Consider the following 26,854-nt stretch of genomic DNA (forward strand, 5'->3'; position numbering starts at 1 on the left):
CTTTCTTGTCGCAAAGTGTGAAGTGTACGCATTGTGAACACGTGTTCTTAAAGCGAGCGTAGCAGGGTGCTTACGAGGCGGCAAGGGCTGGCTCGGGGCACGGGAACGTCGGAAATTCAGGAAAACGGGCCGGTTGGGAAGGGGCACCCCTGGAAGTGCGGGGGAGTCGTGACGCTGCCGAAGAACTTCCTGAATTCTCGTGGCTGGCGCGGCCACGAGTGTCTTGCGGAGATGCTCGGGGGTCGCTTGAGCGACGGGCGCGTTGCTCCGCGGCGCCGCCCTCAGACGGGCGCGTTACTCCGCGGCGCCGTCCGCGCCGGGCTGCGGGAGCGTCTGCTGCAGGATACGGAACGCGGTGTTGGCCGCGGGCACCCCGGAGTAGATCGCGGTCTGCAGGAAGATCTCACCGATCTCCTCACGGGTCAGCCCGTTGGTGATCGCCGCCCTGATGTGCATGGCCAGTTCCTCGTCGTGGCCGTGCGCGACCAGCGAGGACAACACGCTGATGCTGCGGCTGCGGCGGTCGAGCCCGGGACGCGACCACACGTCACCCCACGCGGTGCGGGTGATGAAGTTCTGAAAGTCGGTGGTGTCCGGTGTGATGGCAGCATTGGCGCGATCGACGTGGGCATCTCCGAGCACCTGTCGGCGCACCGACATCCCCTGGTCGTAGCGGGCGGAGTCTGAGAGGTCTGTCATCAGTGTTCCTTCAGGAAGAAGTCGCGCAGCAGCGTGGCGACCTCGGCGGGCTTCTCGGCGGGAGCCAGGTGTGAGGCGCCCACCACTTCGGCGACCTCGCCGCGCTGCACGGCGACCGAGATCGCCTCCAGCTCACGGAACGGCGACACCTCGTCGTGCAGGCCGGCGATCGCGATCACCGGTGTGCTGATCTCACCGAGCCGGTCGCGCACGTCGAAGCCGGCCAGCGCCTCGCAGGCGAAGGCGTAGCTGCGGTCATCGGCGTTCGACAGGTCGTGCAGCAGCCTGCTGGTGATCTCCGGATGCGCCTCGATCGAGCCTGGCGCGAACCAGCGGGTGGCGGAGGGCACCACGAGGTGCGGGGTGCCGAGCGAGCGCACCGCCTGCGCCCGTTCGTGCCACGCCTCGACGGCACCGATCTTGGCCGCCGAGCAGATCACAGCCAGCCCGTGCAGGCGGGTCGGGTAGTTCAGCGCCAGCTCGAGCCCCACCGCGCCGCCGAGCGAGATCCCGGCGTAGAAGAACTGGTCGATGCCGGCCTCATCCGCGCACCGGATCACCGCGTCGGCGAGGTCGGCGACGGTGAACGGGGCGGATGCCGCGACCGATTCACCGTGCCCGGGAAGGTCCCAGGCGAGCAGGTCGAAGCTGCCGCGCAGGTACGGCAGCGCCGGGTTCCAGACCGCGGTCGACGTGCCGAGACTCGGGCCGAGCACCAGCGTCGGCCCGTCTCCTGGGGTGTGCACGGCGGTGATCGCGGGGGTGGTCATGCGTGGTCCTCTCGGGCATCGGCGATGGCGCGCGCAACCAATTCGGCGGCGGCACCGGTGTACTGGGCGGGGTCGGCGAGCTCGGCGAGGTTGTCATCGCTCCAGTCGGCCAGCGTCACCTCGTCGCGCAGGATCGAGCGGATGTCGCGGCCGCTGCTGACCGCGGTATCGACGATCTGCTGCACAGCCTTCTTGCCGATCAGCGGGGCCAGCCGCAGCATCAGCCGCTCGCTGACCAACACATTCGCCGAGGCATCGACGTGCTGCCGCATCCGTTGCACGTTCACGCCGAGGCCCGCCACGAGTTCGCGCGCCGTCTCGGCCTGGCCGCCCACGGTGCGCAGCAGCTCGCGCAGGGTCGACCATTCGCTGTGCCAGGCGCCCGGCGGGCGTTCGTCGACGGTGACCGCGGCGCGGTGCAGGTCGGCGGCCAGTGACGGGGCGCGCAGCGCGGCGGCGGAGATGAGCGTTGCCAGCACTGGGTTCTGCTTGTGCGGCATGGCCGAGGAGCCGCCACCTCCCGCGCGTACCGGTTCCGACAGCTCGCGGATCTCGCTGCGGGCGAGCAGTGCGACGTTCGCGGCGATGGTGCCGAGCGCGTCGCTGAGTTGCACCAGGGCGTCGCCGAGGGTGGTGAGCGGTGCCCGGTGCACGTGCCAGGGCAGGGTCGGCTCGGCGAGGTCGAGGATTTCGGCCAGTGACCCGACGATCGGCTGCGCGTCACCGTGCAGCTCGATGAAGGAGGCGAGGGTGCCGGAGGAGCCGCCGAGTTGCACCGGTAAGGCGGTGACGGCGGCGGCCAGCTGCCGTTCCGCGGCGACCACGGCGCTCAGCCAGCCGGCGGCCTTCAACCCGAACGTGGTCGGGGTGGCGTGCTGGGTGATGGTGCGGCCGACCATCAGGGTGTCCACGTGCGCGCCGGCAAGCTCGATCAGTGATTCGGCGATCGTGTGAGCCTGCACCACGGTCAGCAGCGCAGCGTCGCGGGCGACGATGACGAGCGCGGTGTCGAGGATGTCCTGACTGGTGGCTCCGCGGTGCAGCCAGATTGCGGCATCCGGTTCGATCAGCGGCCGCAGCTCGGCAAGCAGTGGAATCACCGGGTTGCCGCCGCCGCGGGAGGCCACGGCCAGGTGTTCCGGGTGGATGTCGGCCCCGCGCAGCGCCGCCTCGATGGCGTCGGCGGCGTTCTGCGGGGCCTGCACCTGAGCCAAGGCGATCTCGACGTCGATCATGGCGCGGATCACGGCCTGGTCGCTGGTCAACGGGACGACGGCCGTGCCCGCCCACACCGGGGAGAGCAGGCCGAAGTCGCCGTCGTCAGTTGAAGGCAAGGAAGATGGTCTCCTTCTCACCCTGAAGGCGGATGTCGTGATGAAGGTTCCCGCGCTCGTCGCGGGAGGCGACCAGGCTGGCGCGTTCCTCGTCGGTGAGCGAGGACAGCAGCGCGTCGGAGGCGATGGCGTCGGATGCCTCTGGCAGGTAGATGCGGGTGTGCAGCTTGTTCATCAGTCCGCGCGCGAACACGGCCACGGCGAAGAACGGGGCTGATCCATCGGCCGCTGCTCCAGGGTTCACCGTCCAGAACGAGTACTCGCCCTCGGCGGTGGTGGCCGAACGGCCAAAACCGGTGAACTCGGTGCCCTCACGGCGCACCGGGTGGGTTCCGATGTAGGAGGGACGGCGCAGCATGGCGCGTCCGCGTGGCACTTTGCCCGCGGCATCCGTCTGCCAGATTTCGACCAGGGCATCCTGCAGCGGGTCGCCGTTGCCATCGAGCACCCGGCCGGTCAGCAGCACCGCGTCGGGGGTGTGCGGCGGCACGAGTTCGTTACCGCGTTCGATCTCGAGTCCGTAGTGGAAGAACGGGCCGACGGTCTGGCCAGGGGTGGGCTGAAGTGTCGTCATTATTCGGCTCCTTCCGGCTCTGACCAGGTTCTCTGCGTGCCGGTCAGCACGATGTCCCAACGGTACCCCAGCGACCATTCCGGGCTGGTGAGGTCGTGGTCGTAGGTAGCGATCAGCCGGTCGCGCGCCTTCTGATCCAGGATCGAGTTGTAGATCGGGTCGAGCGGGAACAGCGGGTCGCCCGGGAAATACATCTGGGTGACGATCCGCTGCGTGAACGCGGAGCCGAAGATGGAGAAGTGGATGTGCGCGGGCCGCCACGCGTTGTGGTGGTTCTTCCACGGGTAGGCGCCCGGTTTGATGGTGGTGAATCGGTACTCGCCGGCGTCGTTGGTGATGCAGCGGCCGGCCCCGGTGAAGTTGGGGTCGAGGGGTGCCGGATGCTGGTCGCGCTGGTGGATGTACCGGCCGGCCGCGTTGGCCTGCCACACCTCGATGAGCTGGTTGCGCACCGGGCGGCCGTCGCCGTCCAGGACACGTCCGGTGACGACCATCCGCTCGCCGAGCGGCTCGCCGGCGTGCTGGATGGTGAGGTCGGATTCGACGTCGGCGATGTCACGCTGCCCGTAGGTGGGGGAGAACAGCTCGATCGTCTCGGGGTCGACCAGCTTCGGGTTTTTGGTGGGGTGGCGCAGGATGCTCGACCGGTATGGTGCGAAGCCGATGTCGGGCTGCGTCTGCTCCGGCGCCCCTGCCGCGATCGCGGCGGCGTATTCGGCGTGCCGCGCGCGGATCTCGTCGGTGATCTCTTGCTGGCTGGACAGTGACATCCGTGGGCTCCTTCGACCGGGGTGGGTGACCTGCTCAGCGTGCCACCGGAGGCGGGCCGTCACCAAAGCGACGGTTTCACTCAGTGAAATCTACCGGAGTTCGGCGGCGATGTCCCGCGCCGTCGCGACGATCAGCGGGGAGAGCCGGTCCTCGTCGGCCCGCTCGAGATGGGTCACCACCCCGATCGCGGCGGGCGGCAGCCCCGCGACATCCGGAACCGCCGCGGCGATCGAGACGTTGCCGAGCGTCATCTCCTGGCGGGTGATCGCGTAACCGCGTTCACGGGCGGCGCGGATGTCGGCGCGTAACCGCTCGTGGCTGGTAATCGAGAAGGTGGTGTCGCGCTCGAGCGGTACGGCGGCATATGCGCTGAACCACGCGTCGTCGCGGGTGGTGAGCAGCGCCTTGCCGACCCCGGTGGTGTGCAACGGATGCCGCCCGCCCACCCGGCTGAGCAGGCGGACGGCGCGCGGGCCGGTGATCCGCTCCAGGTACAGCGCCTCGAACCCGTCGAGCACCGCGAGATGCACGTTCTCACCGGTGGCGTCGTAGAGCCGCATGAGGTGCGGCATCGCCGCGTGCCGCAGCCGGAGGCTGACCGGGGCGAGCTGGCCGAGTTCCCACAGCCCGGTGCCGATGCTGAAGCGGCCGTCCGCGCGGTCGAGGAAGCCCTGCTGCGTGAGCTCGGCCGCGATGCGATGCGCGGTCGGCAGCGGCAGCCGGCTGCGCGCGGCGAGCTCGGACAGGGTCAGCGGCCCGTCGTCTTCGCCGAATGCGCGCAGCATCCGGCCCGCCCGTCCGAGCACCGAGTCGCCGGGCGTGCCGATGCCACCTGCCATGCAGCCACGGTACCGCGCCCGGCGCCGGTGGCCCTCTTGCGTGCGCCTCGTGCTCGTCGTGAACTGGAAACAGTGCAGTGCCCGACGGGAGGTGTGCGATGGATCTGGCCGGGGCCGATTCGGTGCCGAAGGATGCCACAGCCGGACTGGGGCGGCGGTTGCCGTTGACCGAACGGATACTGCTCGCCCTGCCCGGCCCGAAATGGCTGTGGGTGCTGGTGTGGGCGTTGGTCCCCTGGCTGAACCTGGCGGTCGTCGTCTGGCTGGGAGTCACGGACGATGTGCGCGGCCCGCAGCCCGGCGATGTGCTGAACCGGGCTGCGGTGACGGCGGCGATCGTGCTGTCACTCTGGAGCGCCGCCCGGCTGAGCGACGAGCTGCAGAAGCTGCGGGGCAGCGCGAAGGTGCTCCCTGAGCTGTCGTCGCCGACCGCGGGCAAGCTGTTCCGCGGCATCGACAGCGTCATCGCTCCACTGGTGGCGACGGTCGTGGTCGCGCTGGTGCTGCCGCTCGACGAGCTGGTGGCGGGCGCACCGCTTGCCGCCGTCGTTCAGGGCATCACCTGGCTGGTGATCGGCATCCCGCTCTGCACCGCCGGGTGGGCCTACCTCGTGCTGCAGTTCGGGCTCGGCCGGTTGGACGGCAGCGGACTCCGCTACACCGGCGACCGCACACTCGGCCTCGATCCGGTCGGCAGAGTGGCGTTCACCGGCCTGCTCATGCTGGTCGGGATCGTGCTGCCGCTGCTGATTACCGGGGTGTCCGACCTGTCGGCCGTGGTGGTGAGCTCCGCGGTGCTGGTGGCCGGGTTCGTCGCCTTCTTCCTGTCGCTGCGTCGGCTGCATCTGCGCATGGTCCAGGTGAAAAGGGCGGAACTGGCCAGGGTGCTCGAGCTGTACCGGCAGGCATACGAGCAGGTGCAGCACGAGTCATCGCTCGATGTGCTGCAGCAGAAGATCGGTCTGCTCACGGCCGCCGAGACGCTGGAGAAACGCGCGGAACGCATCCAGCGCTGGCCCTTCGACGAGGCCACGTTCGCCCGGGTGGTGACGATAGCCTCCAGCGTTGTGGGCGTCATCATCGCCCGGCTGCTGCTCGCGCCCACCGGCCTGTGAGGGTGGTCTCGCCCACCCGGCAGAATTGAGGCATGCCCGTCATCGAGATCAGCGACCTGGCCGACCCGCGACTCGTCGACTACGCGCACCTCACCGACGTCGCCCTGAAGAAGGCGCGGTCCAGTGAGCACGGGCTCTACCTTGCCGAGTCGCTGCTGGTGTTGGAGCGGGCGATCCGCGCCGGGCATCGGCCGCGTTCGGTGCTTGCGCTCGGCGGGTCGGTCGACGACGCGCTCGCCGCCACCGAGGGATTCGACATCCCGATCTTCGTCGGCCCCGGCGAGCTGCTCGCCGAGCTGACCGGTTACATCCTGCACCGCGGACTGATCGCCTCGATGCACCGGCCGGCGCTGCCCGACCCGGCCGAGCTGCTGCGCGACGCCCAACGCGTGGTGGTGCTCGAGAACGTGGTCGACCCCACCAACGTGGGCGCCATCTTCCGCTCGGTGGCTGGCATCGGTGCCGACGCGGTGCTGGTCACGCCGCGCTGCTCCGACCCGTTCTACCGGCGGGCGATCCGGGTCAGCATGGGCACGGTGCTGCAGGTGCCGTGGACCCGCGTGGGCGACTGGCCGTCCACCCGGGAGCTTCTGACGGCATCCGGCTTCCACGTCGCCGCGCTGGCGCTGACCGACGACGCCGTGTCGCTGCGCGAGTTCGCGGCATCCGCACCCGAGAAGGTGGCGTTGGTGCTCGGGGCCGAGGGCGAGGGATTGACGGATGCCGCAATCCAGGCCGCCGACACGATCGTGCAGATCCCGATGCGGCACGGCATCGACAGCCTGAACGTGGCGACGGCATCAGCGGTCGCGATGTACGCGCTCGCGCTGTAATGCGGGAGCGCGCGCACCCGGGAAGGTCAGGCATAGTATTTCCTCCATCGACGTGAATAACTCGAGGGAGCTGAATGCATCGTGCCATCGAAGGCGCCCGCCGCGGCACGAATCTGCCCCGGATGGGCGACTTCAACCAGTCGGTCATTCTGGACGCCGTACGCCGGTCGCCGGACGGATGCTCGCGCGTTGATCTGATCGACGCCACCGGCCTGTCCGCGCAGACCGTGTCGAACATCGCCAGACGGCTGCTTGATTCCGGTCTTATCGTCGAGGCAGGAAAATCCGGCACAGGACCGGGCAAGCCACGGACGATCCTGCGCCTGAATCCGGCTGGCATGTATGCAGCGGGAGTGCACATCGACCCGGCGGTATTGACCTGCGTGCTCCTTGACCTCACTGGACGGGTCGTTGAGCACTCGGTGCGCCCCACGCCGGTCGGGCAAGACCCGCAGCAGGTTGTGGCCAGCATCCAGACCGAGCTGGAGCAGATCATCAGTCGTTCGGCGGTTCCCCGCGAGAAGATCGTCGGCGTCGGGGTGGCCGCCCCCGGTCCAGTGGAGATCGACGAGGGAATGGTCATCGACCCTCCGCTGTTGCTCGGCTGGCATCGTGTTCCGCTGCGCGACTGGCTCGCCCGCCTGACCGGACTGCCCGTGTTCGTCGACAAGGACGTGACGGCCGCCGCCGTCGCAGAGGCCTGGGCGGGCGGGGACACCGGTGCCGGCAGCTTCGTCTTCTACTACGTCGGTACCGGTATCGGTGCCGGAGTGGTGCTGCGCGACGAGGTGGAGCGAGGCTCGTCCGGAAACGCCGGGGAGATCGGCCATATCATCGTCGACCCATCCGGTCCGCCCTGCTCCTGCGGGGCCCGAGGCTGCGTCGCGGTCACCTGCACCCCTCAGGCGCTCGTGGCCGAGGCCGAACGGCGCGGCGTTCTGCCCGACACGCGGCTGAGCAGTGCTGCCAGCGACGTCGCCGTGCAATTCAGCCGACTGTGCGACCTGGCGGACCTCGGCAACACGGCGGCGCTAGACATTATCGAGCAATCGGCACGGCGCACCGCCAGAGCGATCTCGGTCATGACCAACATGCTCGACGTCGACCGTGTGGTGATTGGCGGCCCCTACTGGAGGCGTCTCAGTGCGTATTACCTCAGGCGGGTGCCCGTGCTGCTCGACGAGCTCAGTGTCACGCGGTCGATTCGCGCGGTGCCGCTCGTCGGCACAGGCGTCGGTGATGACGTCGGCGCGATCGGAGCGGCCTGCCTGGTGCTGGAACGGACGCTCTCCCCCTCCGCAACCAGGCTGCTCCTCGAGGGATGAGCCGCACCGCCCGCAGATCACAGTCGCATAACGGCCTCGCATCAAATCTGGTCTGCCACTTTCGCTAATAACTCCATTCGATTTACTATTCGATTATTGCGGCATCATCAGTCCCGCTTGGAGCAAAGGAGCACCATGCAGCGCAGACGTGTCATCACTGGGATCGTTACAGCGGCAGCGGCGGTTCTTGCCGTCGTTGGCTGCAGCACCGACAGCGGGGGCGACTCCGACAGCATCCGGATCGTCTACCAGAAGACCGACGGCTTCGTCGCTCTCGATGAACTGTTCAAGGCGGTCAAGCCCGTGTTCGAGAAGGAGACCGGCATCACGGTCGAACTCGAGCCGATCGTGGCGGATGAGAGCGACTACGCCACCAAGCTCGCCCTGATGCTGCAAAGCCCCGATACCGCCCCCGACGTCTTCTATGAAGACACCTTCAAGCTGCGCAGCGACGTGGACGCGGGCTACGTTCTGAACCTCGATGACCATCTCGCCGACTGGGAGGACTGGTCGCAATTCAACGAGGGAGCGAAGGAAGCCGGCCGCGCCGACGACGGCAGTATCTATGCCGTTCCCCTCGGCACCGACACCCGCGGCATCTGGTACTCGAAGCCGGTGCTGGAGCAGGCGGGCGTCGCCCTGCCATGGGAACCCAAGAGCTGGGAGGAGATCCTGGACACGGCCCGCAAGGTCAAACAGGCGGTTCCGGACAAGGTGGCGTTCAACGTCTACGCGGGCAAGCCCGCCGGTGAAGGCTCCGTGATGCAGGGCTTTGGCATGCTGATGTACGGCACGGGTGACACCCTCTACGACGCTGACTCGCAGAAGTGGGTCACCGGTTCTCAGGGCTTCATCGACTCGCTCGGGTTCATCGAGACGCTGTTCAGCGAGGGACTCGCACCTGCTCCGGATGTCGCGCTGGACGGTTCCATGTGGCAGACGTTGTTCGGCGAGTGGTTCCCGAATGGGAACATCGCCGGGACGATCGAGGGCTCCTGGTCGCCGTCGTTCTGGAAGGACGGCGGCTCGTACGAATGGGCAGAGTACGTCGACGACATCGGCGTCGCGGCTTTCCCCACCCAGGATGGCGGCGGGCCGGGAGCGGTTAGCCTCTCGGGAGGTTGGACGCTCGCGGTGGGGGCAGAGAGCAAGAACCCGGATGCCGCGTTCGACTTCCTCGCGATGGCGCTGAGCAAGGACAACTCGCTCACCTACAACATCACGAACTCCCAGATCGCCGTGCGCACCGACGTTGCGGAAGACCCGGAGTACTTGGAGTCGAACCCGTTCATCGGATTCTTCACCGAGCTCGTCACCTACACCCATTTCCGACCGGCAACAGCGGACTACCCCCAGATCTCGGCAGAGATCCAGGCGGCGACCGAGGCGGTCATGACCGGGCAGATGTCGCCAGAGGAAGCGGCCGCCGCTTATGACAAGGCGGTCGTCGGGATCGTCGGTGACGACAGGGTCACCCAGTAGCGCGTGACTGCAACTGTCACGACCGTTAGTCGGGAAGCATCCGAGTCGCCGCGAGGGAACCGCAACCCTCGCGGCGGCATCCGGATCCGGGCCAGGGGCCTGCGGATGCTTCCGCTCCTGCCGTCGGTTCTGCTGCTCGCGCTTTTCCTCGCAGGGCCGATCCTCTGGTCGTTCTACATCTCGTTCACCGATACGGCGCTCACCGGACGTGCCGCGAAGAGTCCCTCCTTCGTGGGGCTGGAGAACTACGCCGATCTGCTGAGCGACCCGGACTTTCCGCTCTCGCTCTGGCTCACCGTCGTCTTTGTGGTGGCGTCGGCCGTCATCGGGCAGAACCTGCTCGGACTCGGCATCGCCCTTCTGCAGGATCGAGTGAATCGAGTCAGCAGAGCCGTGATCAGCACGATCGTCGTCGCCGCGTGGGTGCTGCCCGAGATCGTGGCCGCGTTCGCCGCATACGCATACTTCGCGAAGGATGGCACGCTCAACCAGCTACTCGGCGCGGTGGGCATCAGCGGGCCGAACTGGTTGTTCGACTTCCCGATGCTCGCGATCGTGCTCGCAAACATCTGGCGCGGGACCGCCTTCTCGATGATGATCTACCAAGCCGCGCTCAATGACGTCCCGCCGGAGATCACGGAGGCGGCGGTGATCGACGGGGCCAACGGATTCCAGAAGCTCATCTTCGTGACCATTCCGATGATCCGTGGCAGCATCGCCACGAACTTGATGCTGATCACTCTGCAGACACTCGCGGTCTTTACGCTCATCTGGGTCATGACGCAGGGTGGGCCGGGAATGGCGAGTTCGACGCTGCCGGTGCTCGCCTACCAAGAGGCGTTCAAGTTCCAACAGATCGGTTATGGCGCCGCGATCGCCGTGGTGATGCTGCTCATCGGTGCGGTCTTCTCCGTCGTCTACATCCGAGCGCTCCGACCGGGGAGGGACGCATGACCCCGCTGGTTGAGGCACGGCGCGCCCGCGGCATCCAGCCCCGCCGACGGATGACTGTGGCGTTCATCTCTAATGCCATGCTGTGGCTGATCGGCCTGTCTTTCCTGATTCCGCTGGCGTGGTTGGTGCTCGCATCCTTTGACACCGCCCCCAGCCAACAAACTCGGCTTCCCGAGAGCCTGACCCTCGACAACTATCTGGCCGTCCTGACGCCGGAGCGCATCCTGTTGCCGCTCTGGAACAGCACCGTGCTCTCCACCGGGGCCGCGCTCGTCACTGTCATCGTTGCGGTACTCGCCGCGTATCCGCTGTCCCGTTACCGGTCGCGCTTCAACAAGCCGTACCTGTACGCCATCCTGTTCGGAACCTGCCTGCCGATCACCGCGATCATGGTTCCGGTCTACAGCCTGTTCGTGCGGCTCAGCCTGCTCGACAATATGGCCGGCGTGGTGTTCTTCATGGCGGCCACCAGCCTGCCGATGGCGATCTGGATGATGAAGAACTTCATGGACTCGGTGCCGATGAGCCTGGAGGAAGCGGCCTGGGTGGATGGCGCCTCCGCGATGGCTTCCCTGCGACACATCGTCGTGCCGCTGATGCGGCCGGGCATCGCAGTCGTGTTCATCTTCGTGTTCATCCAGGCCTGGGGAAACTTCTTCGTGCCGTTCATCTTGCTGTTGTCGCCAGCCAAGCAGCCGGCGGCGGTCAGCGTGTTCAGTTTCTTCGGCCAGTACGGCACGATCGCGTACGGACAGCTGGCAGCGTTCTCGCTGCTCTACGCGCTTCCGGTTGTCGTGTTGTACGCCATCGTCTCCAAGGGCATCGGCGGTTCCTTCGCCATGCAGGGCGCAGTAAAGGGTTAGGGAGCTCGAATCACATGCACGACGACGCACCACTCGTTCAGATGCGGATCAACCGGTTCGTCACCGAACGGCTCCAGCCGGGGATCATTCGAGCCAGCGTGGCGGTGGACATCCAACGCTGGGAGGCTCCGGGCGAACCCGTCTCGTTCGCTCACGCCGTCGCTCAACCGTTCGAGCCGGTGGAGGCTGGATGCGCGTGGGGCAAGCCGTGGGGGACGACCTGGTTCAAGGTCGCCGGCACTGTCCCCGCAGAGTGGGCGGATGCCGCGGACGCGCGGGTGCAGCTGGTCGTCGATCTCGGATTCGACTCCGCCCAGCCGGGCTTCCAATCCGAGGGGCTGGTGTTCTCGGCGAGCGGATCGATCATCAAGGCGGTGGAGCCGCTGAACACCGGGGTGCCGCTCACGACTGCCCCCGGTGACGCATTCGAGTTCTACATTGAGGCGGCCTCGAACCCCGACCTCAGCCAGGCGTGGACGTTCGCGCCGACCCCGATGGGCGCGCGGGAAACGGCGGGGGACGGGCCGCTGTACCGGCTGGCCGGAATGGTCGTCGCGCTGCGCGACAACACTGTGTGGAGCCTCGCTCAAGACTTCTGGACGCTGCACGGCCTGTACGCCGAACTGCCCGCGCACCTGCCGAGGAAGGCCGAGATCCTGCGCGCCCTTGATCTGGCGATCGACGCGGTGGACCCGCAGGATGTCGCGGGAACGGCGCAGGCTGGCCGGGACCTGCTCGCTCCGGCGTTCGCGGCGCCGGCCTGGCAGAGTTCGCATCGCGTGCACGCCGTCGGGCACGCCCACATCGACAGCGCCTGGCTGTGGCCGCTCAGGGAGACGGTGCGCAAGGTGGCGCGCACCTTCGCCAACGTCGACGCGCTGATCGAGCAGAATCCAGACTTCGTGTTCGCCGCGTCATCCGCCCAGCAGTTTGCCTGGCTCAAGGAGCACTATCCCGACCTGTTCGACCGGGTCCGCCGGCGGGTGGCGGAGGGCTCGTTCGTGCCGGTCGGTGGAATGTGGGTGGAATCCGACAGCAACCTGCCAGGTGGCGAGGCGCTCGCCCGCCAGTTCGTGGCAGGCAAGCGCTTCTTCATGGAGGAGTTCGGGGTCGAGCCGCTCGAGGTGTGGCTGCCGGACTCGTTCGGCTATTCCGGTGCCCTGCCGCAGATTGCGCGGGCGGCGGGCTCACGCTGGTTCCTCACCCAGAAGATCTCCTGGAATGAGACCAACGTCATGCCGCACCACACATTCCAGTGGGAGGGCATCGACGGCACCCGCATTTTCACGCACTTCCCGCCGGTGGACACCTACAGCTCGGAGCTCTCCGGCTCCGATCTGGCCAGGGCCGAGCGGCAGTACTCGGAGAAGGGCGTCGCGAACACATCTCTGGTGCCGTTCGGCTGGGGTGACGGCGGTGGCGGGCCAACCGAGGAGATGATCGCCGCGGCCAGACGCACCGCATCGCTCGAGGGATCGCCGACCGTGCTGCTGTCCAGCCCGCGCGGGTTCTTCGAGGCAGCCGAGGCCGAGTACCCGCAGCCGCCGGTGTGGTCGGGGGAGCTCTACCTCGAGTTCCACCGCGGCACGTACACCTCGCAGGCGCGCACCAAGCGCGGCAACCGCCGAAGCGAGCACCTGCTGCGCGAGGCGGAGCTCTGGGCCACGACCGCCGCGGTGCGCGGCGCGGCCGACTACCCCTACGCGGCACTCGAGCAGGCGTGGCACACGGTGCTGCTGCTTCAGTTCCACGACATCCTGCCCGGGTCGTCCATCGCGTGGGTGCACCGTGAGGCCGAGCTCCGGTATGAGGAGGTTCGGGTCACGCTCGAGCAGATCATCGACCGTTCGGTGCGCGCACTCGCGGGCGACGGCACACGAACGCTTGCGCTGAACTCCGGTCCGTTCGATCGCGCGGGAGTGCCCGCGTTGGGTGCCGGTGAGCTGACGGCAGGCCGCGCTGCTGCGACGGTGAGCCGCACCGCCGAGGGGATCGTGCTGCAGAACGATCGGCTGCGCGCAACCCTCGACGCGGACGGCCTGCTGGTCTCGCTGCGGGATCTGGTCACGGGCCGAGAATCCATTCCGACAGGGCAGCCGTCGAAGGTGCTGCAACTGTTCCGCGACACGCCACGACAGTGGGATGCCTGGGATATCGACGCCGATTACGTGCGCACGATGACCGAGCTGCGAGTCGCCGACAGTGTCGAGATATGCGAGTCAGGTTCTGAGCGGGTGGCGGTACGGATCATCCGGCGCTTCGGCAGTTCCACGGTCGAGGAAACCGTCTCGCTCAGTTCCGGGGAGCGCGCCCTCGACGTGGAACTCGCCATCGACTGGCATGAGCGGCAGAAGCTGCTGAAGCTCGCCTTCCCCATCGATGTGCAGGCCGCCCAGGCGGCATCCGAAATCCAGTTCGGGCACATTCTGCGGCCCACCCATTCGAACACGTCGTGGGATGCCGCGCGCTTCGAGACTGTCGCTCACCGCTGGGTGCACGTCGGCGAGCCGGGCTATGGGGTCGCCGTGGCAAACGACTCAACCTACGGCCACGACATCCGGCGCACCGGAGAGGGACGCTCGACAACGGTTCGACTGTCGCTGCTGCGTGCCCCGCTGTATCCCGACCCGGAGAGCGATCAGGGGGAGCACCGCATGCGAGTGGCAATCGCGCCGGGCGCCGGCATCCCCGAAGCGGTCGAGGAAGGCTATCGGCTGAATCTCCCGCTGCGGCCGGTCGAGGGCGTCGGCGTCGAGCACATCGCGCCGCTGGTGCGAGTCGACGGCGCAGGCGTCGTGGTGGAGGCCGTAAAGCTGGCTGAAGACCAGAGCGGCGACGTCATTGTTCGGCTGTACGAGGCGCACGGCGGTCGAGCCGCGGCGACGCTGAGCGCGGATTTCGATGCGACGGATGCCGTGCTCACCGATCTACTCGAGCGGCCGACGGCCTCTCCGGAGACGCTACTCGCCCCGTCAGCGGACCGCTCCTGGCGGTTGGAGCTTCGACCCTTCCAGCTGGTGACGATCAGGTTCCGCCGCTGACCGGCTTCCGGTCGCCAGCCGAGCACCAAGCCGTCTAGGAGCCCCGAGCTACACCAGCAGCTGGTGCTTCGCCAGGTCGCGGTACAGCGGGGTCGACTTCACCAGTTCGGAGTGTGTGCCCACGCCGACCACCCGGCCGCGCTCGAGCACCACGATCTGGTCACTGTCGACCACGGTCGAGAGTCGGTGCGCGATCACGATCAGCGTGCGGTGCTCGGCGACCGCGTCGATCGCGCCCCGCAACAGCTGTTCGTTCAGGCCGTCGAGCGAGGACGTCGACTCGTCCAGCAGCAGGATGGGCGGAGCCGCCAGCAGGGTGCGGGCGATCGCCAGCCGTTGCCGTTCACCGCCGGAGAGCATCACGCCGTCCTCGCCGACCTGGGCGCCGAGGCCGCGTTCATCGCGTTCGAGCACCTCAAGCAGGTTGACCGAGGCGAGTACCGCCACGCACTCCTCGTCGGTGGCGTCCGGTGCGCCGAGGGTGAGGTTGTCGCGCAGCGAACCGGCGAGCACGGGCGCGTCCTGCTCGACGTAGCCGATCTGGGAGCGTAGTTCGGTGCGATCCAGGCCGCGGATGTCGACGCCGCCGAGCCGCACGACGCCGCCGGTCGGGTCATAGAAGCGCTCGATCAGCGCGAGGATGGTGGACTTGCCGGCGCCGGACGGGCCGACCAGCGCGATCCGCTGGCCGCGGGGGACCGAGAACGAGACGCCACGCAGTACGGTGCGGTCGTGGGGCTGTCCTTGGTCGAGGGTGTCGTCGCGGGTCTCGACCAGTGCGGTGCGCTCGCCCAGAGGGGTGCCCTCGATCACAGCAGGGCGCAAGCCTGGCGACATCCCATCGCCGGAGCTCGCGTCATCCACCAGGACCGCGCCCTCCGGGTAGCTGAACTCCACGTTCTCGAAGGTGATCGCGTCATCCGTCTCGATCGCGGCGACCGGGGTGATCGACGCATCCGCCTCGGTCTCGCTCGGCAGGTCGATGATCTCCTGAATTCGGCCGAGGGCCCCGAGCGCCTGGTTCACCGACGTGAACGCGCCGAAGGCCTGGCCGAGCGGCATGATCATCATGAACAGGAACAGGATGAACGACACCAGCGACGCGATGGTGATTGCCCCGCTGGCGACCCGGAACCCGCCGACGCCGAGCACGGTCAGGAAGGACACCTGCATGGCGATGCCGGCCACCGGCACCACCAGGGCGCTGATCTTGGCCACGCGGATGCCCATCGTCCAGGCGCCGCGAGCCTCCGCGTCGATCGTGGCGTTCTCCCGGTCGGTGGCGTTCGCGGCGCGCACCGTGCGGATCGAGCTGATCGCGCGCTCCACGCTCGCGGCCAGATCGCCGACCTTCCGCTGCTGTTCCTGGCTGGCCACCCGGATGCGGCCGGACAGCAGGGTCACCGTGACCACCGACACCGCGATTACGAGCAGGGTGAGTCCGAGCAGCACCGCGTCGATCAGCAGCATGGCGATGATGGCGCCGACGAAGATCAACGCACCGCCGACCGCGTCGATCAGTCCCTGCGTCATCACCGCGTACAGCAGAGTGGTGTCCGAACCGACGCGGGAGACCAGGTCACCGGTGCGGCGGGTGTCGAACTCGCGGATCGGCAAGCGCAGCAGCCGCGACACCAGCCGACGCCGCGCGGACAGCACGACGCCGGTTCCGGTGCGTTGCAGCAGGTAGTGCTGGAAGCCGCTGAGCAGCCCGGAGAGCACCACGAGCGCGACCAGCACCCAGGCCAGAGTGCCGATGGTGTCGCCGCGCTCCACCAGGGTGATCACCTGGCTGACGAGCACCGGCTGGGCGAGCGACGCGGCCGCGCCGAGGACGCTCAGCAGGATCACCCAGCTGAGCACCACCTTGTGTTCCAGCAGGTACGGCATCAGCTGGCTGAAGCGCGCGCGGGGGCCGCTCTCGGCCGGGCTGCCGGGGCGGCGACGGGAGGGACGGGATGCGCGCGACGCGGTCGGCGCGGAGGTTTCGGTCATTTCGCTCTTTCGGTTCTGAGCACTCCGAACCAGCGTAGCCTCGCGGCGGAACGGCTCTACACTCAAGCGGTGCATGCCAACGGATTAGGACTGGTCGAGCAGTTTCTCGCCTGCCCAGTCTGCGGGTTGGCGATGGCCGTCGATGACCGCGCCGTGCGGTGCGAGCGCGGGCACACCTTCGACATCGCCCGGCAGGGCTACGTCTCGTTGTTCGGTGGCGGCCGTCGCGCCAACACCGGCGACACCCCAGCGATGGTGCAGGCGCGGGCCGACTTCCTCTCCGCCGGGCATTACGCCCCGATCGCGCAGGCGGTCAGCGACGCGATCCCGGCCGACGCCGAGGGGCTCGCCGTCGATCTCGCCGGCGGCACCGGCTACTACCTGTCCGCGGTACTCGAGCGCCACCCGCAGTTGGTGGGTCTCGACATCGACCTCTCCACGTACGCGTTGCGACGCGCGGCGGGCGCCCATGACCGGCTGGCCGCCGTCGCCGCCGACGTGTGGCAGCCGCTGCCGGTTCAGGATGCCGCAGCCCGCGTCGTGCTCAGCATCTTCGGGCCGCGCAACGCCCCCGAGATCCGTCGCATCCTGCCGGAGACCGGCCGGCTGATCGTCGTCACGCCGACGCCGGCCCACCTCGGGCAGCTGGTGGGGCCGCTCGGGATGATCGCGGTCGACGCGCTCAAGCAGCAGCGGCTGGACGAGCAGCTCGCCGCATTCCAGCGCCTGTCGCAGACGCCGGTCGAGTACACCGTGCAGCTCGTGCACCGCGACATCCTGAACGACGTGCTGATGGGTCCGAGTGCGCATCATGTCGACGCTGACGCGCTGCGCGCCGCGGTCGGCCGGTTGCCCGAGCCGACGGCGGTCACGATCTCGGTGTCGGTCGCGGTGTACGCGCCGCGGTAGCGGCTTCGAGACGGCGCGGGCCGCCTCCTCAGCCAGCGGGTCAGGCGGCGGGCGGGATCCCCGCCGAGCACTCGGCGGCATCCGTGCGCTCGGAATATCCCACCTCGGGGGCGGCCAGCTGCTCGCCGAGCGATGTCTTCTCGACCACGCAGTCGCTCAGTTCCACCCCGCTCGGCTCGCCGAACAGCACGGTCGTGAAGCCGTAGCGGAAGCCGTTCCAGAACAGGCCCTGCGCGTCGGGCGACGCGAAATCGCCGCGGATGCCGAGGACCAGGTATCCGCTGCCCGGTCCGGTCAGCTGCTGCTCGACGAGGCACGGTCCCAGTTCGCCGGCGGGGTCGACGGGTGTGGCCAGTGGATCGGCGGATGCCGCGACTGCTGCCGCGCCGAGCTCGCCGCGCGGCGCGGAGACGAGGGAGATCGGAAGCCCGTCCGGCCAGTCGACGTCGCCGGTCGACTCGGCGGTGACATCCACCCGTACCAGCCCCCAGGCCTCACCGTCGAGCCGGTCGTCGGTGACGAAATCCGGACCGCAGGCGTCGCTGAGCAGGGCACGCAACTCGGACGCCGCGGCGTCATCCGCCGGGAGCGACCGCTGCACGACGAGCCGGACGGCAAGCGTCGACCCCTCTGGCGCGGTGGCCACCGCGTCGACGGTGAGCAGGGCGGTGTCCGGAGCGGGCACGACCGGCGCGGTGCTGGACGGTGGCGTCGGCGTCGGCGTCGGCGTCGTGGACGGGGGAGAGGGCTGCACAGCGCAGCCGCTAAGGAGCAACGACATCGATGCCAGCCCGACCAGCGCACTCCGTACAGAGCGAGTCATGGCGTCATCCGCCCGCCTGCGAGCTCAGTGGAACCGGCGAGCTGCGCGGCACGGGCAAGCAGCAGCGCCCGCTCCCGCTCGTTGTCGGTGAACTCGGCGGCGCGCTCGAGTTCCGCACTGGCCTCGGTCGTTCGGCCGAGCTTGGTGAGCAGGTCCCCGCGCACCGCGGGGAGCAGGTGGTATCGCCGCAGCGCCGAGTGTTCCCGCAGCGCATCGACGATTTCGAGCCCGGCGGCGGGACCGTGTGCCATCGCGACGGCAACGGCACGGTTCAGCTCGATCACCGGCGACGGGGCCACCCGTCCGAGCTGCTCGTAGAGGCGCACGATCAGCGCCCAGTCGGTCTCGTCGATGCTCGGGGCGGTGGCATGGCAGGTGGCCAGTGCGGCCTGTAGCGCGTATGGCCCGCGCCCCTGACCGAGTGCGGTTTCGAGCGCGTCGGCACGGGCCAAGGCGGCGAGCCCGCGGCCGATGAGCAGTCGGTTCCAGCGCGTCCGGTCCTGGTCGGCGAGCAGGATCGGCTCGCCGCCCGCGGTCGTGCGAGCGCCGATTCGCGATGCCTGCAACTCCATCAGGGCGACGAGGCCGTGCGCTTCGGGTTCACGCGGCACCAGTCCGGCCAGCACCCGGCCGAGCCGGAGCGCCTCATCGCAGAGCGCCGGTCGCATCCAGTCGTCGCCGGATGTCGCGGAATAGCCCTCGTTGAAGATGAGGTAAATGACTTCCAGAACCGAGGAGAGCCTGGCGGCGAACTCGGTGTGGTCGGGCACCTCGAACCGTACGCTCGCCGCGCTCAGCGCACGTTTGGCGCGCACGATCCGCTGCGCGATCGTCGAGGTCGGCACGAGGAACGCCCGCGCGATCTCCTCGGTCGACAGCCCGCCGACCAGCTTCAGGGTGAGTGCGACCCGCGCCGGTTTCGGCAGCACGGGGTGGCAGGCGACGAAGACCAGCCGCAGCACGTCGTCGTCGATCACCCGGGCGAGGGCCTGTTCCGGTTCCCCGGGCCGCTCATCCCGTTCGAGCGTGTTCGCGAGTTCGGCGTACTTGGCGTCGAGCGTGTCCTGCCTCCGCCACGCGTCGATCGCGCGACGTTTGGCGATCGCGGTCAGCCAGGCGCCGGGGTTCTTCGGCACACCGTCGCGTGGCCACTGCTCGAGAGCGGCGACCAGCGCATCCTGCGCGAGATCCTCGGCCAGCGCGACATCCCCCACCAGACGCACCAGGGCGCCGACGACGCGAGCCGATTCAATGCGCCAGACGGCCTCGACGGCGCCGTGCGTCGTCGAGGCCGTCATCGGGCGTCCCCTAGGCGGTGCGTGATTCGCCCTGGGTCTCGCGCCATTCCTTCTCCTTCTGCACGTACTCGTTGTCCTGGTCGAACTCCGAGATGTCAAAGATCTGGCGCACCTCGACCTGGCCGGAGGGCAGCGGGATGCGGCGCGCCCACTCGATCGCCTCGTCGCGGTCCTTGACCTGGATGATCCAGAACCCGGCGAGCAGCTCCTTGCTCTCGGTGAACGGTCCGTCCACGACGGTGCGGTCGTCCCCGTCGTAGTGCACGCGCACGCCGGTCGAGCTGGGGTGCAGGCCCTCGCCAGCGAGAATGACGCCCGCCTTCATCAGCTCCTCGTTGTAGGCGCCCATCGCGTTCAGGGCCTCCTCGCTCGGGCCAGCGGTCTCTGGGCTGCTCTCGTCGGACTGCAGCAGCATCATGAACTTCATCGTGATCTCCTTCTGTGGTGCGGGGCCGAACTGCCCCTCACCAAGACGTCGAACGAACGCGGCCGATTTCGACACGCACCCAGAATTTTTCTGCGGCCAGTCTTCCCGGTCTGGGCGGCGAAGTCGACCACCCATCGCGCGGTGTGGGAATACAAGCCGTGCCGGACACAAAGAGGACGCCCCCGCCGAGAAGGGGCGGGGGAGTCCGGTCTTACGGATGCCGAGACATCCGGATGTCGCTAGTCGTCGATGTCGACGTCCTTGGTCTCCTTGCCGAGTAGCAGGGCCACCAGGGTCAGGACACCCATCACGGACAGGTAGAGGCCCACGAGGAACGGGCTGCCGTCGGCAACGCTCCACAGCCAGACCGCGATGAACGGAGCAACCGCGGCGCCGAGGATCGACGAGACGTTGTATGAGAGGCCGGAGCCGGTATAGCGCACGCTCGTCGGGAACAGCTCCGGCAGCAGAGCGCCCATCGGGCCGAACGTCATGCCCATCAGGGTGAAGCCGAGGATCAGCCAGGCCATGACACCGAGGTCGCCAGCGCCGAGCAGCGGCACCCAGGCCAGACCGAACACGATGATACCGAGGGTGACCCAGATCAGCGTCTTCCGGCGGCCGAACTTGTCGGCCAGCGGACCAGAGACGAGGGTAAAGATACCGAAGAAGACGACACCGACGATCAGCATCAGCACGAACGTCTGGTAGCTGTAGCCGAGGCCCGGCTGCTTGGTTTCGTCTATCGGGGCGATCGGGGCGCTGCCGTAGCTCAGCGAGAAGGTCGTCATCAGATAGAACAGCACGTACGTGGCGAGCATGTACAACGTGCCGAGAACCAGCTGCCTCCAGTTGTCCTTGAAGACCGCGGCGAGCGGAAGCTTCTTGACCTGGCCGCTCTTCACGGTGTTCTCGAACGCGGTCGACTCGACCAGGCGCAGACGCACCCAGAGGCCGACGATCACCATGACGACCGAGAAGAGGAACGGGATACGCCAGCCCCACTCGAGGAACGCTTCGGACGGCATCGACGGGTCATCCGAGGGCAGAACCGCGGCGATGATCAGGAACAGGCCGTTCGCGATGATGAAGCCGATCGGCGCGCCGAGCTGCGGGAACGTGCCGAACACGGCGCGCTTGCCCTTGGGCGCGTTCTCGGTGGCAACCAGTGCCGCACCGCTCCACTCGCCGCCGAGCGCGAAGCCCTGGGCGAGGCGCATCAGCACGAGCAGCGCCGGGGCCAACCAGCCGACCATCGCGTACGTCGGCAGCAACCCGATCAGGAATGTGGCGACACCCATCGTGAGCAGTGCACCGACCAGCGTGATCTTGCGGCCCCGCTTGTCGCCGAGGTGGCCGAAGAAGACGGCACCGAGGGGGCGCGCCACCATGGCTGCACCGAAAACGGCGAACGACGACAGCAGCGCTGTGGTGGCGTCACCCGTCGGGAAGAACAGGTGCGGGAAGACCAGCACCGCGGCGGTTGCATAGACGTAGAAGTCGTAGAACTCGATCGTGGTGCCGATGAGGCTGGCCAGGATGACCCGGCTCCGCGGGTTCGCCGGGGCCGTCGTGGACGGCGTGACAGTTGTACTCATGAAAAAAGGTGCTCCGAAACGGATGAAGCTGTTGCGGGCTCGAAAAGGCGCAGGTACGCGCTCAGGGCTTCGAGCGGCACTGCTGAAGAGAAGGAAACTCGCTTGTGACGGGCTCGGAACAGTTTACGCCGTGTTTCCGGCGGGTAAATAATCGGTGAGGATCAGTTACGAATCTGCTTGAGCACCAGGGCGCTGGCGATGGCCGCCTCGGCTGCCTCCACGCCCTTGTCCTCTTTGGAGCCGGGCAGGCCGGCACGGTCGAGCGCCTGTTGCTCGTCGTCAACCGTGAGCAGGCCGAATCCGATGGGCTTACCCGTGGCGAGAGCCGCTTGGGTCAACCCGTCGGTCGCGGCAGCTGACACGTATTCGAAGTGCGGGGTGCCGCCGCGGATGATGACACCGAGCGCCACCACCGCGTCCGCGCCGTTCTGCAACGCGGTCTGGCTGACCACGGGCAGTTCGAAGCTGCCAGCCACGTGGATCTCGGTGAACTCGGCGTTCGCTGCGCTCAGCGCGCGGCGGGCGCCGGCGAGCAGGCCGTTCATGATCTCGGTGTGCCACAGGCTCGCCACAATGGTGACCTTGAGGCCGGTTCCGTCTGACGAGATGGTCGGTGCTCCGTGCCCGCTCATTTGGTGTCTCCGTTCTTGGTGAGGTGTGCCGTCAGCGCCGCGTCGAGCGCGTCGTCGCCGGGGAGCTGGTGGCCCATACGGTCGCGCTTGGCAGCGAGGTAGCTCTGGTTGGCGGCGTCGATGCCCACCATCAGCGGCACGCGCTCTGAGATGGCGATGCCCCGCTCTTCGAGCTGGCGCACCTTCTCGGGGTTGTTGGTGAGCAGGCGGATCGAGCTGAGGCCCAGGTCGTGCAGCATCGCCACCGCGGCGCCGTAATCCCTGGAGTCGGCGGGCAACCCCAGCGCCAGGTTGGCGTCGAGTGTGTCCAAGCCGTCTTCCTGCAGCCGGTACGCCCGCAGCTTGTTGATCAGGCCGATGCCGCGGCCCTCGTGGCCGCGCAGGTAGATCACGACGCCGCCGTTTCGCTGCACCTCGCCGAGGGCAGCATCCAGCTGCGGGCCGCACTCGCACTTCAGCGAGCCGAAGGCTTCACCGGTGAGGCACTCCGAATGCACCCGCACCAGCGCGCCATCCGTTAGCTCGCCCGCCACGAACGCCACGTGATCGGCGCCGGTCTTTCGGTCGCGGTAGGCGCGCACCCGGAAATCGCCGTGCACCGTGGGCACGGTAGTTTCGACCTCAAAGTAGATCCGAGCCGACTCGGCGATCGGTTCGATCAGCTCGAGCGATGCAGCCGGCGCCGCCTCGGTACCGTCGTGCTTGAGCTCGAGGTAGTCGATCAGTTCGCCGATGGTGATCACCGGGATGCCTTCACGCTCGCCCAGCTCGAGAAGCCCGGGCAGCCGCATCATCTCGCCGTCTTCGGCCACGATCTCGGAGATGGCCGCCACCGGGCGCAATCCGGCGAGCTTCATCAGGTCGACGGATGCCTCGGTGTGGCCATCGCGCTCGCGAACGCCGCCGTCCACGGCGCGCAGCGGCACGATGTGACCGGGGCGGGACAGGTTCGCCGGGGTGGAGGCGGGGTTCGCGAGCACGCGCAGGGTGTGCGCGCGGTCGGCGGCGCTGATGCCGGTGGAGAGGCGATCGCTGGCGTCCACGGTGACCGTGTATGCGGTGCCGCGCGGGTCTTCGTTGATGCTGACCATCGGCGGCAGGTCGAGTTCGTCGGCGATCGCGTTGGTCATCGGCGCGCAGATGAACCCGGACGAGTTGCGCACGAGCCAGGCGATCCATTCCTGGCTGGCCAGCTCCGCGGCGAGTACCACGTCGCCCTCGTTCTCTCGGCTTTCATCGTCGACGACGATGATCGGGCGGCCCTGACGCAGGGCGTCGAGGGCGGTGGGGATATCAGCGAGGCTCATGCGTCGCTCCGTTCGTTTGTTGAGCTTGCGCCCAGGCCGACGTTCGAGTCGGTGGTCGAGACGCGGGTCTGGGAGGTGATGTCGCGGGCGGGCAGCAGGCCGAGGTCGACCAGGCGTAGCACGTGCCGGGCCAGGATGTCGGTCTCGATGTTCACCCGGTCGCCGACCACTCGGTCGCCGAGGGTGGTGGCGGTCAGGGTTTCGGGAATCAGCGACACCTCGAACCAGTCCAGCCCGATTCCGCTGACGGTGAGCGAGATGCCGTCGATCGCGATCGAGCCCTTGCCTGCCACGAGTGGGGCGAGCTCCGGGTCGAGGCTGAAGCGCAGAACCCGCCACGCGTCACCCTCGGTGATGCTCAGCAGTTCGCTGGTTCCGTCGATGTGGCCCTGCACGATGTGTCCGCCGAGTCGGGTGCCGGCCTGGGTGGCCCGCTCGAGGTTCACCCGGCGGCCGGGCGCGACGTCGTGCAGCGTGCTCATGGCGAGCGTCTGGTGCATCACGTCGGCGGTGAACCAGTCGTCGCCCTGGTCGATCACGGTGAGGCAGACGCCACTGACCGAGATGGAGTCGCCGTGCCCGGCGTCGCTGACGACGAGTGGTCCGCGAACGGTCAGGCGTCCGGCATCCGCGCTCGGCTGCCAGTCGACGATTTCGCCAATCTCTTCAATGATTCCGGTGAACATTTACTGCTGTCCTTCTGTCGGCGCTTTCGGTCGGGCGGTCACGAGAATGTCGTCGCCCAGCTGTTCGAGGTTGTGAATGGTGAGTGTGCGGGCGTCTGCCACAGTGCCGACGCCGATGTCGCCGATCGCCAGGCGGTCGCCGCCGAGCAGGCTCGGCGCGAGGAAGACAAGGTATTCGTCCACCAGGCCTGCCGCAATGAAACGGCTGGTGAGAGTGGGCCCGCCCTCCAGATAGACCCGGCGGATGCCGCGCTGGTGCAGGTCGGCGAGCACGGCGTGCAGATCCCGGGTGCCGGTTTCGATCACGCCCTGCGGGTGGGCGTGCAGTTTGGCGTCGGTCGGGATCGGCCGTTCGCCGACTACGACGGGGATCGGCTGGTGCTCCATCAGCTCGCCGGCGTCGCCGCGTGCGGTGAGGGAGGGGTCGTCGGCGAGCACAGTGCCGGTGCCCACCAGGATGGCGTCGGACTGCTCGCGCTGCTCGTGCACCCGCTGCCGGGCGGCGGTGCCGGTGATCCACTGGCTGGTGCCGTCCGCGGCGGCGGCCCGACCGTCCAGGGTCGACGCCCACTTCGCCGTGACGTACGGGCGCCCCAGACGCATGGAGGTGAGCCAGGGGTGCAGGAATTCCACGGTCTCGTCGGCGAGTACGCCGCCGTCCGCGGGAATTCCGGCGTTACGCAGATGCTCGGCGCCGCCGCTGGATACGTCACCCGGGTCGGAGGCCGAGTACACGACGCGGCTCACCCCGGCGGCGACCAAGGCTTCGGCGCAAGGTCCGGTGCGGCCGGTGTGGTTGCACGGCTCCAGGGTGACGACGGCGGTGAGCCCGGTGGCATCCGCGAGCTTCGACAGGGCGTCAACCTCGGCGTGCGGGGTGCCCGCACCCCGGTGCCATCCCTCGGCGACGATCTCGCCGGCGTCGTTGAGCAGCACGCAACCGACCTGCGGGTTGCCGCCGAATGCCGGGCCGTGCGCGGCCAGGCTCAGCGCGTGGCGCATTGCCGCGTCGAGTTTCTCGCTCGTGATCATCCGGTCCTCTGTCTGTTCAGACGGGCTCCGGGGAATTATGCGGTCGTGAAACCTGCATGCGCGAACGCATGCCGTGCTACCTCCCATCCGGACTTTAACCGTCGGTCCCGGAATTTCACCAGGTCAGCCTCCCGAGGGAGGTTCGCGGACTATCACCGCCGGTTCGGATTCTCACCGACCCCGGAGCACGTTATTACTTCGTTCAGCATAGTCAAACGTCTGATGCCGTGACTTATTCCCGCTGAAAGCGGAATTATGCCCGCGGATGACCAGTGGTGCGTGTCGGGAGTGCGGGGATGCTCTCCACAGCAGGCCTAAAATACGCCCGCCCGGAACCCTCGCAGGCTATCCTGTGGCCGGAGCTGAGTATTTCTGTAGCTTTCGCTGTTCACCAGAGAGAGGCCCCACCGTGACAGACGCACCCGCCATAACCCCGACGCCGAACCGGGCGAGAGTCCTCGTCCTGAAGTCGATCGTCGCCTCGGTGATCGGCGCCGCCCTAGTAGCGGTGGTGTCTGTACTGGTCGGAGAGTTCGCCGCACTGTCGTGGCGGTTGCTCGGAACGGTGATGCTGTTCGTCGTGTTCTCGCTGATGAGCTGGTACGACGCCGAGGTGTCGGCGAAGCGGGCGGCGTGGTTCGGCTTCGCCTCCGCCGGAGTCTCGGTGTACCTGTTCGCGGCGGGCATGCTCAAGATCTGGTTCCCGGCTGCATCCTCGAGCATGATCGAGGATTTCCTCGCCTGGGGTTGGATCGTGCTGGTGGCCCGCATCGCACTGCTGCATGTGCACCTGCTGATCGTGCAGCAGACGAAGTTCACCACGCCGGTGATGAGCGGGGTCACCACGGTGACGTTCGGGCTCGTGGTCATTCTCGCGGCCATGCTGTCGCTGCCGGCGCTGCTGCCCGACCCCACGTACGAGGAGTGGTACTGGCGCATCCTGTTCGCCGTGGCCATCCTGGACGTGCTGGGCACGGTGCTGATCCCGCTGGTCTATGTGCTGTTCCACCGTCCGGCGCGTCCGGCCGCGCAGCCGTACTACCCGGCGGCGGTGCCTGCGTACCCGGGACAGTCGGGCTACCCGGCGCCCGCTCCCCAGCAGGGATACGCCCCGGTCGCGACCGCCCAGCAGGGATACGCGCCGGTCGCGACCGCCCAGGCGGAGTACGGCGTGCCGGTGCCCCAGGCATACCCGCAGCCGGTTGTCGCGCAGCCGGCCGCCGCCCAGCCCACCGCCGGGTACCGGGCAGGATTCATCGCTCCGGACGCCGCCCCGCCGGTGCCCCCGTTCACTCCGCCGGTGCCGCAGGTCGCCGCGCCGGTGCTACCGCAGGCGCAGCCGCTGCAGCTGGAGTGGCCGCGGTACACCACCGGGCAGCCGGTGCACGCCCTGCCGAACGGCCTGCCCGACCTGAACGTCCCGGCTGGCGCGCTCGCCTGGCCCCGTTACACCACCGGGCAGCCGGTTCCCGCCCTCCCCGACGGCAGCCCTGACCTGTCCGCCACCCTGAGCTAGCCGCAACCGCGCGGTGTTTCTCACACGATGC

The 26,854-nt window shown here is 68.2% G+C and carries 24 protein-coding genes and 1 riboswitch; of the genes, 9 read left to right on the plus strand and 15 right to left on the minus strand.

Features of this window, described 5'->3' with window-relative positions; all coding sequences use genetic code 11:
- Positions 1 to 294: 294 nt before the first annotated feature.
- From pcaC to HCT51_RS01835, 6 genes are all read right to left on the minus strand, one after another.
- Positions 295 to 699, minus strand: coding sequence for a 4-carboxymuconolactone decarboxylase (gene pcaC / locus HCT51_RS01810; RefSeq protein ID WP_166879697.1), 405 nt, complete (start codon positions 697 to 699; stop codon positions 295 to 297).
- On the minus strand, positions 699 to 1,469 hold the full coding sequence (locus HCT51_RS01815) for an alpha/beta fold hydrolase (protein WP_166879693.1): 771 nt from the start codon (positions 1,467 to 1,469) through the stop codon (positions 699 to 701). The genes pcaC and HCT51_RS01815 overlap by 1 nt, the downstream gene beginning before the upstream one ends.
- Positions 1,466 to 2,803: a lyase family protein gene (locus HCT51_RS01820; protein ID WP_224760614.1), complete on the minus strand. Its 1,338-nt coding sequence runs from the start codon at positions 2,801 to 2,803 to the stop codon at positions 1,466 to 1,468. The genes HCT51_RS01815 and HCT51_RS01820 overlap by 4 nt, the downstream gene beginning before the upstream one ends.
- Positions 2,790 to 3,377, minus strand: a complete 588-nt coding sequence (pcaG, locus tag HCT51_RS01825; RefSeq protein WP_166879689.1) for a protocatechuate 3,4-dioxygenase subunit alpha — start codon at positions 3,375 to 3,377, stop codon at positions 2,790 to 2,792. Before pcaG ends, HCT51_RS01820 begins: the two co-directional genes overlap by 14 nt.
- Complete coding sequence (gene pcaH, locus HCT51_RS01830; RefSeq protein WP_166879686.1) at positions 3,377 to 4,147, minus strand: protocatechuate 3,4-dioxygenase subunit beta; 771 nt, start codon at positions 4,145 to 4,147, stop codon at positions 3,377 to 3,379. The genes pcaG and pcaH overlap by 1 nt, the downstream gene beginning before the upstream one ends.
- A gap of 90 nt (positions 4,148 to 4,237) precedes the next feature.
- The gene (locus HCT51_RS01835) at positions 4,238 to 4,987 is read right to left on the minus strand and encodes an IclR family transcriptional regulator (RefSeq protein WP_166879683.1); all 750 of its coding nucleotides are present in this window, start codon (positions 4,985 to 4,987) and stop codon (positions 4,238 to 4,240) included.
- A gap of 98 nt (positions 4,988 to 5,085) precedes the next feature.
- Here HCT51_RS01835 and HCT51_RS01840 point away from each other — a divergent pair, with 98 nt between their 5' ends.
- The 7 genes from HCT51_RS01840 to HCT51_RS01870 all read left to right on the plus strand — a co-directional run bounded on the left by HCT51_RS01840 (position 5,086) and on the right by HCT51_RS01870 (position 14,600).
- Positions 5,086 to 6,102 carry a hypothetical protein gene (locus HCT51_RS01840; RefSeq protein ID WP_166879680.1) on the plus strand — a complete coding sequence of 339 codons (1,017 nt, stop codon included), beginning with the start codon at positions 5,086 to 5,088 and terminating at the stop codon, positions 6,100 to 6,102.
- A 32-nt stretch (positions 6,103 to 6,134) separates the two neighbouring features.
- The gene (locus HCT51_RS01845; RefSeq protein WP_166879676.1) at positions 6,135 to 6,935 is read left to right on the plus strand and encodes a TrmH family RNA methyltransferase; all 801 of its coding nucleotides are present in this window, start codon (positions 6,135 to 6,137) and stop codon (positions 6,933 to 6,935) included.
- A 122-nt stretch (positions 6,936 to 7,057) separates the two neighbouring features.
- The gene (locus HCT51_RS01850) at positions 7,058 to 8,260 is read left to right on the plus strand and encodes an ROK family transcriptional regulator (protein ID WP_166879878.1); all 1,203 of its coding nucleotides are present in this window, start codon (positions 7,058 to 7,060) and stop codon (positions 8,258 to 8,260) included.
- Between the two features lie 135 nt (positions 8,261 to 8,395).
- Positions 8,396 to 9,742, plus strand: coding sequence for an extracellular solute-binding protein (locus HCT51_RS01855; RefSeq protein WP_166879672.1), 1,347 nt, complete (start codon positions 8,396 to 8,398; stop codon positions 9,740 to 9,742).
- A gap of 3 nt (positions 9,743 to 9,745) precedes the next feature.
- Positions 9,746 to 10,696 carry a carbohydrate ABC transporter permease gene (locus tag HCT51_RS01860; RefSeq protein ID WP_370626895.1) on the plus strand — a complete coding sequence of 317 codons (951 nt, stop codon included), beginning with the start codon at positions 9,746 to 9,748 and terminating at the stop codon, positions 10,694 to 10,696.
- Between the two features lie 50 nt (positions 10,697 to 10,746).
- Positions 10,747 to 11,559: a carbohydrate ABC transporter permease gene (locus HCT51_RS01865; protein ID WP_224760747.1), complete on the plus strand. Its 813-nt coding sequence runs from the start codon at positions 10,747 to 10,749 to the stop codon at positions 11,557 to 11,559.
- Between the two features lie 14 nt (positions 11,560 to 11,573).
- Positions 11,574 to 14,600 carry an alpha-mannosidase gene (locus HCT51_RS01870; RefSeq protein ID WP_166879665.1) on the plus strand — a complete coding sequence of 1,009 codons (3,027 nt, stop codon included), beginning with the start codon at positions 11,574 to 11,576 and terminating at the stop codon, positions 14,598 to 14,600.
- 48 nt (positions 14,601 to 14,648) lie between these two features.
- Here the strand turns inward: HCT51_RS01870 and HCT51_RS01875 are convergent, their stop codons facing one another.
- The gene (locus HCT51_RS01875; protein WP_166879661.1) at positions 14,649 to 16,595 is read right to left on the minus strand and encodes an ABC transporter ATP-binding protein; all 1,947 of its coding nucleotides are present in this window, start codon (positions 16,593 to 16,595) and stop codon (positions 14,649 to 14,651) included.
- A gap of 69 nt (positions 16,596 to 16,664) precedes the next feature.
- On the opposite strand from HCT51_RS01875, the gene HCT51_RS01880 reads away from it, so the two are divergent.
- Positions 16,665 to 17,504: a putative RNA methyltransferase gene (locus HCT51_RS01880; protein WP_224760615.1), complete on the plus strand. Its 840-nt coding sequence runs from the start codon at positions 16,665 to 16,667 to the stop codon at positions 17,502 to 17,504.
- Between the two features lie 40 nt (positions 17,505 to 17,544).
- On the opposite strand, the gene HCT51_RS01885 is transcribed toward HCT51_RS01880, so the two are convergent.
- The 8 genes from HCT51_RS01885 to ribD form a co-directional block, all read right to left on the minus strand.
- Positions 17,545 to 18,327: a hypothetical protein gene (locus tag HCT51_RS01885; RefSeq protein ID WP_166879656.1), complete on the minus strand. Its 783-nt coding sequence runs from the start codon at positions 18,325 to 18,327 to the stop codon at positions 17,545 to 17,547.
- Positions 18,324 to 19,625 (minus strand): RNA polymerase sigma factor, encoded by a 1,302-nt coding sequence (locus HCT51_RS01890; protein WP_166879650.1) that lies wholly within the window; start codon positions 19,623 to 19,625, stop codon positions 18,324 to 18,326. The genes HCT51_RS01885 and HCT51_RS01890 overlap by 4 nt, the downstream gene beginning before the upstream one ends.
- Before the next feature lie 10 nt (positions 19,626 to 19,635).
- Positions 19,636 to 20,052 (minus strand): YciI family protein, encoded by a 417-nt coding sequence (locus tag HCT51_RS01895; protein WP_166879646.1) that lies wholly within the window; start codon positions 20,050 to 20,052, stop codon positions 19,636 to 19,638.
- A 239-nt stretch (positions 20,053 to 20,291) separates the two neighbouring features.
- Complete coding sequence (locus tag HCT51_RS01900; protein WP_166879642.1) at positions 20,292 to 21,650, minus strand: MFS transporter; 1,359 nt, start codon at positions 21,648 to 21,650, stop codon at positions 20,292 to 20,294.
- Positions 21,651 to 21,811: 161 nt separating this feature from the next.
- Complete coding sequence (gene ribH / locus HCT51_RS01905; protein WP_166879638.1) at positions 21,812 to 22,282, minus strand: 6,7-dimethyl-8-ribityllumazine synthase; 471 nt, start codon at positions 22,280 to 22,282, stop codon at positions 21,812 to 21,814.
- A complete protein-coding gene (gene ribA / locus HCT51_RS01910) occupies positions 22,279 to 23,589 on the minus strand; it encodes a GTP cyclohydrolase II (protein WP_166879635.1) in 1,311 nt (436 codons plus the stop codon). The genes ribH and ribA overlap by 4 nt, the downstream gene beginning before the upstream one ends.
- Positions 23,586 to 24,275 carry a riboflavin synthase gene (locus HCT51_RS01915; RefSeq protein WP_166879632.1) on the minus strand — a complete coding sequence of 230 codons (690 nt, stop codon included), beginning with the start codon at positions 24,273 to 24,275 and terminating at the stop codon, positions 23,586 to 23,588. The genes ribA and HCT51_RS01915 overlap by 4 nt, the downstream gene beginning before the upstream one ends.
- A complete protein-coding gene (gene ribD, locus HCT51_RS01920) occupies positions 24,276 to 25,307 on the minus strand; it encodes a bifunctional diaminohydroxyphosphoribosylaminopyrimidine deaminase/5-amino-6-(5-phosphoribosylamino)uracil reductase RibD (protein WP_166879628.1) in 1,032 nt (343 codons plus the stop codon).
- 70 nt (positions 25,308 to 25,377) lie between these two features.
- Positions 25,378 to 25,499, minus strand: a riboswitch (FMN riboswitch).
- Between the two features lie 217 nt (positions 25,500 to 25,716).
- Between ribD and HCT51_RS01925 the strand changes: the two genes are divergently transcribed.
- Positions 25,717 to 26,823, plus strand: coding sequence for a hypothetical protein (locus HCT51_RS01925; RefSeq protein ID WP_166879625.1), 1,107 nt, complete (start codon positions 25,717 to 25,719; stop codon positions 26,821 to 26,823).
- The last annotated feature ends 31 nt before the right edge of the window (positions 26,824 to 26,854 follow it).

The organism is Salinibacterium sp. ZJ450, assembly GCF_011751885.2.
In the GTDB taxonomy this organism is placed as follows: Bacteria; Actinomycetota; Actinomycetes; order Actinomycetales; family Microbacteriaceae; genus Ruicaihuangia.